This is a genomic window from Mucilaginibacter sp. R-33 (assembly GCF_049949235.1).
In the GTDB taxonomy this organism is placed as follows: domain Bacteria; phylum Bacteroidota; class Bacteroidia; order Sphingobacteriales; family Sphingobacteriaceae; genus Mucilaginibacter.
On the sequence record NZ_CP188089.1, the window covers coordinates 4767063 to 4781838 of the forward strand.

Genomic DNA, 14776 nt, shown 5'->3' on the forward strand with positions numbered 1-14776 from the left:
AATAACAATAAATTATTGTGGAATCAATTATTTTTCGCAGGACTACCCCCAGCGGCCTTTTTCTTCGCGGCCGTCTTTGTAGTAACCAGCACTACACCATTTACAGCTCTTTCGCCATAAATAGCGACAGCAGTTTTATCTTTTAACACGTTTATCTGTTCAATATCGTTCGGATTAATTTTATTTAAAGATGATCCCTGGGCCAGGGCTACCCCATCGATAATAATCAAGGGCGCTAATTTGCTATTATACCCGTCTCCAATAATGATATGGGATTTCGTAGTATCAGTAACCGCTCTGCCTGTGTAAATAACCTGATTGGCCCCGGATGGATTTTCAACTGCACCAGTTTTATTTTCGCCGGGTCTCGCCGGCTTACTATCGGCCAGCGCAAAACTTATCGGAACGGAATATTGAACTTTTACCGCCTTTCCATTTTGAATACCCGGTTTCCATGCCGGTGATATGCTAAGCACCCTTACAGCTTCTTCATCGCAGCCTGAGCCTATCCCCCTCACCACCTTCATATTTGATAATGAACCATCTTTTTCAACAACAAAAGTTATGATCACCCGGCCCTGAACATTATTATCACGGGCGGCTTTAGGGTACCTGATGTTTGTTGCTAAAAACTTGCTAAATGCCTCAATACCTCCCGGGAATTCGGGCACCTGCTCAACCGATGTAAATACAGGTTCAGTACCTGATTGGGCCGAAGCTATTGAGAATTTTGCCGGCGTAACAGTTTTGGTGGTATCTGCATCAGGAGCCAGTGCAAAATTAATAGGTACTGAATACTGCACCCTCACTGTGCGATTGCCCTGCATCCCAGGCTTCCACTGCGGCGATAATTTCATCACCCTTAAGGCCTCATCGTCAAGGTCGCCGGTAATGCCCCTTACCACCCTTTGGTTTGAAAGCGAGCCGTCCCTTTCAACAACAAAAGTTATGATCACCCGGCCCTGGATCTTTTTCTCGCGGGCGGCAGCCGGATATTTGATATTAGTTGCCAGAAATTTGCCAAAAGCTTCCAACCCGCCCGGAAACTCGGGCACACGCTCAACCGAGGTATAAACCGGCGTAGTATCGGGAGCTGCAACTGGCCTTTCATCAGTTTGGGCCGGCCCGTCAATAGTTATCTCGGTTACTTTGCTAGCCGGGGTTGAAAATACTTTATCGGCCCTGGTATTTATTACCGTAATGGTATCACTATTATTGATTGTTGCCGATGAAAGGATCATCATCAAAATAAACAGCGGCGCAGACAATCCGTATTTAATAAGTGCCATACGGTGCGATTTATTTTTTTGCAGCATAACAATACGCTCTTTCAACAAACTTTTATTAAAAAATGAATTAACCAGGTTATGCGAAGGCGTATGGAATGTCTGGCTTAAAAGCAACATCGCATAATCGGCCTTGTCGGTACCGGCTTCAACAGCGTGCCTGTCGGCAATAAACTCGTGAATATGTTTTATTGCCCGGCGATAGAAATATACTATCGGGTTAAACCAGTTAATGATCATCACCAGCTCAATCAGCAGCACATCGGCCGAATGCCATTGTTTGGCATGCACATCCTCATGCGTGGCAATTGCTTCATTGGCCTCCCCATCGGCATTTAATTTCACGGTTTTGAAAAAGGAATAGGATACCTGTGATTGCGGCTGACTAATCACCTTTTTTAGCTTAAACAACTGCCAGATCAATCTGAGCGATAAAAAAACGATACCCGCCGCATATATAATAAACAACACCTCCCCTATACTAATAGGCGATTTTTCAATAGGTTTAAAGCGATAAACCAATACCGGGCTACTGTACAGGGTATACTTTACCTGCTGGGTAATAAATAGATTTTGCACCCAATCGGCCTGGATAACGGGTATCATAAATGATAGTAAAGCGGCACTTACCAGGTAAAGCCTGTTAAGCTGAAAAAAGGTTTCTTTACGAAGCAAAAGCACATAAAACCCGTAAAACAGCAACAGGTATATGTTTACCAGTAATAAATATTGCCACCAGTTCATAATTATTTTTCTTTTAGTTTTTCAATCAGTTTCATGATCTCATCGGCCTCCTTCAGGTCGATCTTTTCCTTCTTTACAAAAAATGAAAGCATACGGTTAACAGAGTTGTCAAAATAACCGCTCAGTAATTTGTCTGCAGCAAAATTCTGGTATTGCTCCTTGCTGATTACCGGGTGATACTCATGGCTTTTACCAAACGCTTCATGCCCAACAAAACCTTTTGTTTCCAGGATCCGGATAATTGTCGATACCGTATTGTAAGCTGGCTTGGGCTCGGGCAATTGTTCAATAACTTCTTTAACATACCCTTTTTTTAACTGCCAAAGCACTTGCATTATCTGCTCTTCGGCGCGGGTTAACTCTTTAATTTCCATGTGCGTACTTTAAATATTAATACCTCGTGTATTAATGTGTTTAATTGGTTAAACTAAGGTAAGGGATGTATTTTAAATTTGCAACTAAATTTTTAGTTATTAATTTATTAAACTTTTAATCACCATCTTCGTTAAGTTGATCACATCTAATTATACATGAACATAACCTTCCATGGTGCTGCCCGTAACGTAACCGGCAGCAAGCATTTACTCCGCTTAAACGACGGTACCAGCATATTATTAGACTGCGGCATGTTCCAGGGACTGGGCGAGCAAACCGAAGAAATGAACGAACATTTTGGCTTTAATCCTAAAGGTGTAACGCACATGATCCTTTCGCACGCGCATATTGACCATTGCGGTTTAATTCCGCGGCTCGTTGCCGAAGGATTTGAGGGATACGTTTATTGCACCCCGGCCACAATGGACCTTACACGCATCCTGCTGCTCGATTCGGCAAAGATCCAGGTACAGGACACCGAGTATAGTAACAAACACCGCATCCGCAAAGGCTTGCCGCTGCTTAATCCTTTGTACACCGAAGAGGATGTCATAGAGGCCTTGCGCCTGTTCAAAATTGTTGAATATGGCGAAGAGTTTGAAATTACCCCATCCGTAAAATTCAACTTTACCGATGCCGGGCATGTTTTAGGCAGCGCGGCAGTGCATATTACCGTTACAGAAAACGGCAGGGATACCCACATTACTTTTAGCGGCGATGTTGGCCGCTATGACGATCTGCTGTTGAAAAACCCGCAAACATTTGAGCAGGCTGATTATATTTTACTGGAATCAACCTATGGCGATTCGCTGCATAAAGAATTGGGGCCTATTGAAGAGTCTCTGCTGGAGATCATTAAACAAACCTGCGAAGTAAAAAATGGCAAGGTGATCATCCCGGCATTCAGCGTTGGCCGCACGCAGGAATTACTGTACGCCTTAAACGGCCTGGAACTGAAAGGCATCCTGCCGGATGTTCCATATTATGTAGATAGCCCGCTATCGGAAAAAGCAACCGAAGTATTGATGAACCACACCGAGGTTTATAATAAAAATGTGCAGGAAGTTTTAAAAACCGATGCCAATCCTTTTGGGTTTAAGGGTTTGCGCTTTATTGAAAGTGTAGAAGAATCAAAGGCGCTGAATAACGATCCGCGGCCCTGTGTCATCATCTCCTCATCGGGCATGGCAGAGGCCGGGCGGGTAAAGCACCACATTAAAAACAATATTAATAATCAAAAGAACACTATTTTAATGGTAGGCTATGCTGAGCCAAATTCATTGGGCGGCCGGTTATTGAGAGGTGATCATGAGGTACATATTTTTGGTGAAATGTATGAGGTAAAAGCCGAGGTCCGCTGCATCAAATCCATGAGCGCCCACGGCGATTATGACGACCTACTCCATTTCCTGGCCTGCCAGGACCCAGCACTGGTAAAAACCGTATTTCTGGTTCACGGCGAGTACGAAGTGCAGCAGCATTTTGCCGGGAAAATAAAAGCGCACGGGTTCCATCACGTTGAGATCCCGTATCAGCATCAGAAGATAGTTTTGGAGTAGGAAAATTAAAAAAGGCGTCATTGCGAGGCACGAAGCAATCCCCATGAAACAGAGCAGCTATGCAAGTTTATCCTGTACAGTCGGGGATTGCTTCGTACCTCGCAATGACGGCTGTAGAAGTCGTTCATTGATTTTCACCTTTTCCCACCTGCTTCATCACCGCGATAATATCCTCTTCGCCAAAAGCAGCTTCGGCGGCCTGGTAGGTTTGATAAGCAGTTTCGCCAAGCGGGGTAGCTAAACCGAGGTCTTTAGCCAGGCGCAGATCTTTGGCGATATGTTTTAAGGCGAAAGCTGCCTGGTAATTATTGTTAATAATGGCATCCCCTTTTATTTTGATGAACGGACTGCCCAGAGCACTGTTACTGATCAACGTAATTAGTGCTTCGGCTTCAATACCGTTTTGCTGCGCCAGTGTCACTGTTTCGGCAAGGCCTTGCGCAACAATACCAAGCAAAGTATTAATGGCCAGCTTAGCCGCGTTGCCTGCACCGGTATCTCCAACCAGCATCACCAGTTTGCCCATTTTTTCAAGGATAGGTTTTGCCTTTTCAAACGGCTCGATCTCACCACCTACCATAATAACCAGCATGGCGTCTTCAGCTTGCTTTACACTTCCGGATACCGGCGCATCCAGGTAATGATTGCCCTGTGCCTTGCAGGCCAGTGCCATTTCCTTACTGATAGCCGGCGATACAGTACTCATATTGATGATGACTTTGCCACTTGTTTTTGCAGCCAGCACGCCTTCTTCACCATTAAAAATATCGCTGATGGCTTTATCATCAGATACCATGACAAAAACAAGATCGGTATCATTTAATAACAACGCTGGTGATGCGGCTGTACCGATACCCTGTGTTTTGAATCCCTCTTCTTTATCCTTACTGCGATTATAAACGCTGAGCGGGTACCCGGCCCTGATCAATTGCTGCGACATGGGGATGCCCATTTTACCTAACCCTATCCATCCTATTTTAACTGTATTCATGGTAGCTATTTTATTTTTGTTTTACATAGATTTTATTGATATCAATTCCTCACTGCGGCATCTAACAAATGGCAAGTAACAATTAACGAATATTTTTACGGATCCTGCTTAATGACTGGGGTGTTACACCGAGGTATGATGCTATATCCGTTAACGAAACTCTCCTGGCCACTTCGGGCTGCCGCTCCAAAAACATCCGGTACCTTTCTGATGAGTCATAACCAAGATAGGTGTTCCGTGTTTTTATCTTCTCCATAAGCGTGTACTGCGAAATCTGATCGATCATTCCTTTGAGATAAGGCAGCTTTTCAAATAAAGCCAGCAGGTTGTTTTTGCTAATAACCAATAGTTCTGTATCGCAGGCGGCCTGAATACTTTCATCAGCGATCACGTTGTTATTAAAGCTATACAGAATGGTGCAAAACTGATTGTCCTTTAAAAAGAAATAAGTAACCTCATTCCCCTTGTCGTTTCGCGCCATAATACGCAGTATGCCGTTGGTAATAAAAAAGAGCTGTCTTGCTACATGCCCCAGCTGCAACAGCATATCCCCTTCTTTAAATTTCATTGGCTCAAAGGCTTTTAGTATGAGCTCCTGATCATCAACCGGGATAGGTTTTAACTGCTGTAACCTGGCTATAAGTTGCTGTTGCATGATACAAAGATCAGGTAAAATTGAAGTAAAAGCATCAATAAAAAAGTCCTTGCTGAACGAAGCAACAAGCCCCCTCCAAATCTCCCCGGGGGAAACTTTATTTATCTCATTTTAAGGCCCTCCCTTCCGGGGAGGGTTTGGGCAGGGCTAACCCGCCTGCCCTATTTCCAATTTACTGATCTTATTGCCAGCACCAATGGTAAACTTAAAATAGGTTTTGAAATCGCCCCACTGGTCGCTGTGAAATTTGCCGTATAGGTGCAGCCCGCCTTGCTCCACCTTATCGATACTGGTAAAACGTTCATGGCCTAAAGCTTTTTCAAAAAAACTTTTAAAGTCCATTTTATTACCATCATCAAAAAGTTGGGCATCATTGATGAACAAAGCAAACCAAGCTTGCTTATCTCCGCTTTGCAGGGCATCGATGGCTTGTTTCACTACCGGGTTAGTTAACTTTTCGGCATTCATGGCATTGACGTTTTGGATAGTTGAAGTAGTTGCTTTTACAGATTGAGCATTTACAGCAGAAGTAATTAGCGTGCTGTATATGATATAATGATTAAGCGTTTTCATGACATGGTAGATGTATAATCAAATAATGCTACTTTTTGAATTAAATACAGGTAGCAGCTTATAACTAAGACTATAAGCTGCCACCTTATGTTACTAAACTGATCATTAATTTGTTGCGCCGCCGTTTACCAACAGGTGTTGTCCGTTCACAAATGATGAAAGATCGCTGGCGAAAAACTCGGCCACATTGGCCACATCTTCAACTTCGGCCAGGCGGCCCATCGGACAACTGTCAAGCAATTGTTTTCTTAACGCGGGGTAACTATCAGCTTCGGCAAAGATACCTGAATGATCAACAGCGAATGGTATGATAGAGTTAACTGTTACACCACGGTGACCAATTTCTTTCGAAAGGATATCAACCAGATACCTTGGCGTAGTTTTGCTGCCGCCATACACTGCCATTCCGGGTACAGGGAATGAGGTTGTGCTTGAGGCTATGTAAATAATGCGGCCGTTATCCTCAACATTTTTGGCTGCCTGCTGCATAGTAAAATAAGTCCCTTTAGTATTAATACCAAATACGCGGTCGAACTGTTCTTCGGTAAAATCAGTTACCGGGGTTTCCACCAGTTCGATACCGGCGTTAGCTACTACGATATCTATTTTACCAAACGCTTCTTTAGCTTCTTTAAAAAGCCTTTCAATATCAGCTACTTTACTTACATCGGCCTGCACAGCAATTACGTTCGCCCCCATCGCTTTGATGTTGCTGACCACTTCATCGGCCGATGCTTTATCGCGCGAATAGTTGATCACGATATCAGCGCCTAACGCTGCATAACGTTCTGCAATTGCTTTACCTAAACCACGGGCCGAGCCGGTTATTACTGCTACTTTATTATTTAATGAGTTCATGATTTCTATGTTTTTATTTTGATGATTGTTTTGATTTTGTTGATTACACTGATTTTGCATTGAATCTTAATTCTTGCTGTCCTGCCTCTCGACTTCCTGCGTCTTGACTCTTGCCGTCTTACTTCTATCATTCCCCCTTCAGGAGGTTAGGGGCTTACGCCATTGCGCCATTAGCACCGATATTTTGTGCTGAAATCCATTTAGCATCGTCGCTTGCCAGGAAGGTTACTATTTTGGCGATATCTTCAGGCTCACCGATGCGGTTAAAAGCTGATAATGATGCCAGACGGTCAATCAGCTCCTGGGGTTTGCCTTTGGTGAACAATTCGGTATTTGTTGGGCCGGGAGATACAGTATTTACATTGATGCCCCTTACGCCAACTTCTTTGGCAAATACACGGGTCAGTTGCTCAACTGCGCCTTTGGTGGCTACATAGGTAGCATAAGTTGGCATCATAACGCGGGTAGTGGTTGATGAAAAATTGATGATACTGCCACCATTGGCCAGTTTAGTCGCGGCTTCACGCATGGTATTAAATGTTCCGCGAACGTTGATCTCAAACTGGCGGGTAAAATCCTCGTCGGTAGTGTCTTTTATTAATTTGGTGATCATGATGCCGGCATTGTTTACCAGCACATCTATTTTGCCGTAATAGGCAATTGCTGCGTCAAACATAGCTGCCACTTCATCGGCTTTGCTTACATCGGCCTGTAGGGCAATGGCATCGCCGCCTTGCTGTTTGATAGAGTTTACGGTTTGGTCAGCAGCTTCTTTGCCGCCTGCGTAGTTGATAATTACTTTAGCGCCTTCGGCTGCTAATTTGTGGGCTACTGCTGCACCGATGCCCCTTGAGGCACCGGTTACTAATACTACTTTTGATGCTAATGTGTTCATGGTTTCCTTTGTTGTTTATGGTTTCCTTTGTTGTTTATGTTTTGTTGTCGTTGATTGACAATACAAAGGTGGCAAGAGCAAGGCCCCTGAATGATACACATATCAAAGCATTCCATACGAATATCTAAGATTGAGGATTGGGCAGATTAATCATGAATGTAGAGACGCATAATTGCGTCTACCCATGATAAGAAAAAAAATGTGGTTTTTCGCAGCAGATCAGCTTCGGGTGAAACGAGCAGAACGATGCTGGGCGGTGCGGCTGCACGGGCATAGCAAGTTTTTGCAGAATCGGAGGCATTGCATGCGAATCGGGGCAAAATAATTGCAGCCCGTGGTTCTGTTCGTTTTGCAGGGTGAAGGCCGCGCCGATGGCTATGGGCCAGGTTGTGCGCAAAGAAGCCTCTCTGCTGCAAGCCTTTTTGGTTACTTTTGTGGCGACAAAAGTAACTGGCCCCGCGTGGCCAAGAGCGCGACGATGTAAGTCAAATACTAATGAAGCCCGTTACCAGCCTGTCGGGGATTGCTTCATTCCTTACAGCAATGACGTGACGCAGATGTCATTTCACCTTCAGAGGCCGGCGAATTTTTATACTCAGCAGGACTGCGACCTTTACATTAAATTGCATATGGAAGACGCAATTATGCGTCTCTACAAAAACAACCTGTTCTGATGAGATTATAAAAACAGGAATTCCCGGTGATATTAGCTATATCCCCGCATGCTCCTTCCTGAACAACACCGGCGACATATCCGTATGCTTTTTAAAATAATTACTGAAATGGGTAGCTTCAGAAAAGCCCAGACGATAAGCAATTTCTTTAATAGAGAGTTTTGAGTTCTGCAACAGAGCCTTGGCCTCAGCTATAGTTTTTTCGGCAATCCAGGTGCTGATGGTTTTGCCTGTTTTTATTTTGATAACATTACTCAGGTAGTTGGGATGAAGGCTTTGCGCATCGGCATAGTCCTGCACCCTGAAAGCCTGTTCGGCTGTACCATTGCTCAGGTCGCGGTAATGTTTTTCAAGCAGGCGTTTAAAGTTTTTTACAATTTCCGAGCTTCGGTTACCTTCATATATCGGATTATAATCTTTCCAGAAATATTCTTTGAATTTTAACAGCACCACCACAAACAGGTTACCGATGATCCGGTAACGATATGGGCTATCTGAATTATACTCTTTCAGGATCTGGTGATATAAAATATCAAACTCCTCAAAAACTTCGGGCGTAAGTACGCGGGCCGGGAACGTTTCGGCCAACAGAAAAGGAAATTCATCAAAAATATTGGCGTGTACGTTTTCCTTTAAAAACGATTCGCTTAGCGTAAACAGGTATACATCGCCAATACGCTCCCAGTTAAACGAACGGAAATGGCCCGGGTTGGTAAAGTAAATAGCACGGGGCTGCAGTTTATGATTTTGCTCATCAATAGTATAATCACCACTCCCATCTTTAATAAAAGCGAAAACAAAAAAGTTAAGCCTGCTCAAGGGCGATCTAAACGGCATTGGCTGATTGATATCTTTCAGATTAAAAACCGTAAAATCGGTATGTTTTATGAGCTCAAGCGGCAAGCCCAGGTGCTTGTATTGATCATAAAGGGTATTGAAGATCTGTTTTTCACTATCCTGGTGATACATGACGAGATGTTTGCATCAAAGCTATGAGGGATACGGGAGATTTGCAACAAGGGCTAAGCAATAAAAAAAGGCGCATCAGTTACGATACGCCGTTTTTTATTTTATTGTCTAATATATTTTAATCAAAGCTTACGCTGCCATAACTGGTGCTGATGGTAATGGTTTTATCGCTGCCGCCTTTCCCTAAATGGCCCTTATAAGTTTTAGTCGGACTAAAACCACGTTCACCATCGGCAGGGGTTTTGCTGGTGATGTTAACATCATGGCCGCTATAGTTAAAACTACCGTAGTGCACAGTGATATCAAAATCAGCATTCTGGCCGTCGCTCACTCCCAGTTTTACACTTGAATATGATGAATTAACCGAAAGATTTTTCACATTTTTATCAACCTCTTCAATCTTTAACGCCCCACTGAATTTAACGTTTATATTACCCGAAGTAGTAATACGGCCAATTTTAGCCGAGCCGTAGCTTACATCAGCATTGAGTTTATCACAATCGCCAAGATTAAGGCTGCCATAAGCTACATCCAAATCGCTGCCGGTAAGGTTGCCGATAGTTGCACTGCCATATTTAACCCTGATCTGGCAAGCTGGGTTGCTTAAGGATTTGGCATTAAGGCTGCCATATGAGTTATTGATATTCAGTTTACCGCTCAGGTCGGGCAACTCGGTATTGCCATATTTGTTGTTAATGGTAAGTGGGTTTCTGGCTGGCATATACACGGTATAATTAATCTCCATTTTGCGGAATGCGTTTCTTTTGCCAAACAATGATCCCCAGATGCCGCCCTCATTATCACCGTCGCCCTGATTAATGGATGTCCTGAATGAAACACCGGAACCATCTTTGCTATCCTTGATGCTTACGGCATCCAGCATCTTTTGCACCTTATCTTCGTCGTTGGCGCCAACTACGATCTGCACGTCAACTTTCACCTCACTTTTTGCCCAGGTAAACACCGTTACCTTACCATATTTATTATCAATGTTAATCACGTCATTGCCATCAACATTATAGCTTTTACTGTAGTTTTTGGTCTTCTCAATGATGTCTCCGTTTTGTACCTGCTTTTCATAGCTCTCGTCGCCATCATAGCTATAGCTAAAATTTTGATCGAAGTTTTTAAAACCAAAGTTTACGTTAGGACTAAGCTTCTCAAACTTCTCGGCAAACTTCATGCTGTCAAATCCCTTAAACTTCATTTTAAGTTTTAGCGTGTCGAGCTTTTTTAGTTTAAGGCTATCCTTGAATTTGAAAGCAAGCTGTTTGTTCAGCTTTAGCATATTTTGCATTTTAAGGTGCAATTGCTTTTGCTGCTGTACGTGCAGGTTGCTCATTTCCTTTTGCAGTTCGCGCATTTTGACGTTCAGCTCCTTCATTTTTTGCAGATACTCCTTGCTGTCGGTTACCGAAGTCCAGCCATCCCCGTTCAATTCAGCGGCGGGAGGCGGTGTAGGAGGCAATTTTGGCATTACCGGCGCAGGCGGGGCAGCAGGACTCACCTGTGCAAAGTTTGCTGTACTTATGGTTAACAGGACAATAAGCGTAAGCAGGGCCGGACTAAATATTTTTGGTTTCATTGTTTTGTTCCTTTTTCATCTGGTTAAACTGTTCAATTACATTTAATTGTTGAGTTAGCACCTCGGTTTGTATTTGCAGGTTCCGGATCATTGCACGTAAAACACGTTCCTGGTTAGGGCTGGTGGCTAAATCACTGTTTAGTTTTTTATAGGTGGAATCCATCTTTGCTATCTCGGCGCTGAACTCCTTGTATAGCTGAGGATCATTTTTAGATGCTGACTTAAGTTCGGTAAGCTTGGTTTCAACAAGCGATGCATAGCGCACCTGCTGTTGTGCGTACTCGGGGTTAATGGCGGCAAGGTCAACGCCTTTTGCTCCTTTTTGGCTTTGTATATATATGCCGAAGCCTATGCCCATTATGATGATCACCGATGCGGCCACTTTTAGCACGAAGCCCAGCGAAAAAGTCTTTGCTTCCCGCTTTTTTGGCTGCTCCTGCTCCTGGTCCAAAAAATTGAGCTGAGCCTCAATTTTACCCCACAAATCTGCCGATGGTTCTATTTCGTTAAATTCCTCGTTATTGTCGTGCATGAAATCTTCAAATCGCTTGCTCATGATACTTGTCCTTTCCTGTTTAAAATTTCAATTAACTTCCTTTTAGCTCTCAAAAACTGGGTTCTTGATGTGTTTTCTGATATATTCAATATTTGTCCTATTTCTTCATGGTCATATCCTTCAAGCAGATATAATGATATCACCACGCGATAGCCATCGGGCAACTGGTTCATGCCTTCTTTTACCCTGGCAACCTGGTACTGCAGGTCTTCATCGTCCCAGCTCTCGTCATCGGCAATATTTTCAAGATGGCCATCTTCCAGCTCAACCAGTTCCAGCTTGCGTTTGCGCAGCAGGTTGATCGACCGGTTTACAACAATCTGCTTAAGCCAGAGGCCAAATGTGGTATCCTGCCTAAAATCCTTCAGCTTGGCAAATGCATCCACAAAAGCTTCCTGCAGCACATCTTCTGCTTCGGCAATATCGCCCACTATCCGAAAGGCCACGTTCAGCATAGCTTTCGAATACAAACGGTAAAGCTCATAACAGGCTTTTTTGCTCCCCTGTTTGCACTCAATTACCAGGTTGTAATGTTTATCAATATATATTGCTTCCAAATTCGTGACCGGCTTCAGGTTAATAGACGCAGGGCATTTTGCAACGTTGCACGTATGTGAAAAATATTTTTTTAATAAAGGATAATTTTTTTGACAGTTTTAAGTTAACGGGGGGGGGGGGGGCAAGTAAGCATATCACCTAAAAATTCTTAACGGAGAGCGTCATTGCGAGGAACGAAGCAATCCCAAACTATACAGAGAAACTTGCATAGCCACTCTGCCTCATGGGGATTGCTTCGTGCAATGACGCTCTTTATTTTGAAATAGTGTCTAAAAAGCCATTAACTGCTTTGACTGCATTATCGTATCGTTGTTCACTCAGCCCGGATACGACCTTATAGTTAGCGTTAAGCGCCTGGAGTTCGCGGTGCCAAACATTCATAAAATATTCGCGCTTGGTTGGGAAATTACGCAAGGGATCATCCTGCCAGGGTAAATCGATATCCAGCAGTAAATAAAAATCATAGGGGTGATGAGGCAATTCGTCAAGCACCTCCTGCGGGGCGTTGCCAAACATTTCCTCGCTCCAGATCTTTACCGTTAAAAAAGTGGTATCACAAATCAATATCCCGTTAGCCTGCGGCAGCAGCTCCTTTTCGAGTGCCATCTGCCCGTGAAACATGTTCACCTCATCCTGCCAGGTGCAATCGCCCTTAAGGTTTGCACAATACTCGCGCGAATACTCCGGCACAGCTATCGTATTATAATGCGCCGCCAGGTATTCAGACATAGTTGACTTCCCCGTTGATTCGGGACCTACAACTGCTATTTTGAGTATTTTGTTCATGAACTATAAAGGTAAAGCAATGGCCGCGTGTGATTCCTCTCTTGAGAACATAACCGTCAACTTAAGGAATAAAAAGCGGGGAAACGAGCGATTCCCCTCTTGAGAGGGGCGGAGGTGTGTGTTTCTGCTTTGATAAGTATAACGCAGAAACACACACCTGCTACCGCTCATTCCTCCGCGCCCCCTCTCAAGAGGGAGTTTTAAAATCTTTTTCATTGTGGGCGTTGCCTGCGGCCGGGCTATCCGCTCATACTGCACCGGCCTTAGCCACGTGGCCGGTATCCGCTGCTATCCCTAACGCAAAAATTGTCTGAACTCGAATTTATTGAATTAAAGAATTATTGGAACTAAAATGGGAACTTCTGTACATTCCTTAATTCAGTAAATTCCGGTTCAGACCTCCTCTATTCCGTTTTCTTCGGAACCCTTGTTGGTGTATCCTGGCCCGAAACTATAGTGCGCGAGCTCAGGGCTATCGCGCGGATGGCCGAAGTGATATTATTCACATCCAACGAACTAAATTCATCGCCAACAGTATGGTATAATTTGTCAATATCAATCTGGTCGGTCGAGATGGTGTGGGCCGGTACGCCAACTTCGGCCAGCGAAGCGTTATCACTCCTGTAAAACAGGTCCTGATCCGGATAAGGGTCCGGGTAAAACTTAAAGGCCGTACCTTTCAGATTCTTCTGCAGGATCTTGCCAAAATCAGATCTTTCAAACCCGGTGATAAATGCCGAGTTAGTGCCGAATTTGGAGGCCTTACCAATCATTTCGATGTTGAACATGGCAACAACCTTATCTGCATCTATTTGCTTAGCAAAATACTGCGACCCGTATTCGCCAATCTCTTCGGCAGTAAAGGCTACGAAAATAAGTGTGCGGGCGTTGTTGTTGAGCTTTTTATAATATTTAGCCAGGCTCAATACAGCAGTTGTGCCCGAAGCGTCATCATCCGCGCCATTGGCAATGCTGTCTGTTACACCGGGTTTATCAGGTTTGATAATCCCTAAGTGGTCATAGTGTCCCGAAAATACCACATATTCATTCGGTTTGGTTTTCCCGGGGATGATACCGGCAACATTAAACAGTGGCAATTCTTCGTTTTTGATATCACAGTTAACATCAAATGACGCTGTGTTATCGAACTTGCCCAACACAAATACCAAAGGCTGCTTTACTGTGCCTTTAAAACTTGTGCTGCCTGCCCCCAGGTACGACTTAACCCGGCTAAACAAGTCTTTAAATTTAGGGTCGATCAGCAAAAGCGTTTTTTTGCCGCTTTGTGAAGCTGCCCGGTACTCGGTCCTGAAATTTTTATCCGCACCAACGGCAACTACCTGTACATCTTTATCACTTGCCCATTTAAACGAATCCGTACTGCTTGCAAACGCGCTGTCGGCAGCAATAGCCTTACCATTGATGCTTACAGTCAAGCTAACAGGGGTCGACCGTACCATCGTAAAGTTTTGACGGTAACCGGTATTGCCGGCCATAGGTTTAAGGCTGGCCTTTTTATATTCGCCTTCAATAAATGTAGCGGCCTTTTCAATGCCCGGCGTAAAAGTGGCCCTGCCCTGCATATCATCGGCCGACAGGGTTTTGATAATCCGGGTTACATCATCTTTACTAATGAGTTTATTAACATCCTGCGCAAAGCTATAAGCCGAAACGCTTAACAATGCCGCTGTTATTATCGAGATCTTTTTCAT

14 protein-coding genes are annotated in these 14776 nt (G+C 44.0%); 1 reads left to right on the forward strand and 13 read right to left on the reverse strand.

Features of this window, described 5'->3' with window-relative positions; all coding sequences use genetic code 11:
* Positions 1-23 precede the first annotated feature (23 nt).
* On the reverse strand, positions 24-2030 hold the full coding sequence (locus ACP26M_RS19525; protein ID WP_426582491.1) for a TonB family protein: 2007 nt from the start codon (positions 2028-2030) through the stop codon (positions 24-26).
* A gap of 2 nt (positions 2031-2032) precedes the next feature.
* Positions 2033-2404, reverse strand: coding sequence for a BlaI/MecI/CopY family transcriptional regulator (locus ACP26M_RS19530; protein WP_426582493.1), 372 nt, complete (start codon positions 2402-2404; stop codon positions 2033-2035).
* A gap of 156 nt (positions 2405-2560) precedes the next feature.
* Between ACP26M_RS19530 and ACP26M_RS19535 the strand changes: the two genes are divergently transcribed.
* Positions 2561-3964 (forward strand): MBL fold metallo-hydrolase RNA specificity domain-containing protein, encoded by a 1404-nt coding sequence (locus ACP26M_RS19535; protein WP_426582495.1) that lies wholly within the window; start codon positions 2561-2563, stop codon positions 3962-3964.
* Positions 3965-4088: 124 nt separating this feature from the next.
* On the opposite strand, the gene ACP26M_RS19540 is transcribed toward ACP26M_RS19535, so the two are convergent.
* The 11 genes from ACP26M_RS19540 to ACP26M_RS19590 form a co-directional block, all read right to left on the reverse strand.
* Positions 4089-4955, reverse strand: a complete 867-nt coding sequence (locus tag ACP26M_RS19540) for an NAD(P)-dependent oxidoreductase (RefSeq protein ID WP_426582497.1) — start codon at positions 4953-4955, stop codon at positions 4089-4091.
* An 82-nt stretch (positions 4956-5037) separates the two neighbouring features.
* Positions 5038-5610 carry a Crp/Fnr family transcriptional regulator gene (locus tag ACP26M_RS19545; protein WP_426582499.1) on the reverse strand — a complete coding sequence of 191 codons (573 nt, stop codon included), beginning with the start codon at positions 5608-5610 and terminating at the stop codon, positions 5038-5040.
* 147 nt (positions 5611-5757) lie between these two features.
* The gene (locus ACP26M_RS19550) at positions 5758-6183 is read right to left on the reverse strand and encodes a hypothetical protein (RefSeq protein WP_426582501.1); all 426 of its coding nucleotides are present in this window, start codon (positions 6181-6183) and stop codon (positions 5758-5760) included.
* A gap of 105 nt (positions 6184-6288) precedes the next feature.
* Positions 6289-7041: an SDR family oxidoreductase gene (locus ACP26M_RS19555; RefSeq protein ID WP_091175750.1), complete on the reverse strand. Its 753-nt coding sequence runs from the start codon at positions 7039-7041 to the stop codon at positions 6289-6291.
* A 154-nt stretch (positions 7042-7195) separates the two neighbouring features.
* A complete protein-coding gene (locus ACP26M_RS19560; protein WP_426582504.1) occupies positions 7196-7936 on the reverse strand; it encodes an SDR family oxidoreductase in 741 nt (246 codons plus the stop codon).
* Positions 7937-8646: 710 nt separating this feature from the next.
* Positions 8647-9579 carry a helix-turn-helix domain-containing protein gene (locus ACP26M_RS19565; RefSeq protein WP_426582506.1) on the reverse strand — a complete coding sequence of 311 codons (933 nt, stop codon included), beginning with the start codon at positions 9577-9579 and terminating at the stop codon, positions 8647-8649.
* 118 nt (positions 9580-9697) lie between these two features.
* Entirely contained in the window at positions 9698-11164 is a 1467-nt protein-coding gene (locus ACP26M_RS19570; RefSeq protein WP_426582508.1) for a hypothetical protein, read from the reverse strand.
* Positions 11145-11720 (reverse strand): hypothetical protein, encoded by a 576-nt coding sequence (locus ACP26M_RS19575; protein WP_426582510.1) that lies wholly within the window; start codon positions 11718-11720, stop codon positions 11145-11147. The genes ACP26M_RS19570 and ACP26M_RS19575 overlap by 20 nt, the downstream gene beginning before the upstream one ends.
* Positions 11717-12277, reverse strand: coding sequence for an RNA polymerase sigma factor (locus ACP26M_RS19580; protein WP_091175659.1), 561 nt, complete (start codon positions 12275-12277; stop codon positions 11717-11719). Before ACP26M_RS19580 ends, ACP26M_RS19575 begins: the two co-directional genes overlap by 4 nt.
* A 253-nt stretch (positions 12278-12530) precedes the next feature.
* Positions 12531-13064 (reverse strand): AAA family ATPase, encoded by a 534-nt coding sequence (locus tag ACP26M_RS19585; protein WP_176628788.1) that lies wholly within the window; start codon positions 13062-13064, stop codon positions 12531-12533.
* A gap of 404 nt (positions 13065-13468) precedes the next feature.
* Positions 13469-14776, reverse strand: coding sequence for a M28 family metallopeptidase (locus ACP26M_RS19590; RefSeq protein ID WP_426582513.1), 1308 nt, complete (start codon positions 14774-14776; stop codon positions 13469-13471).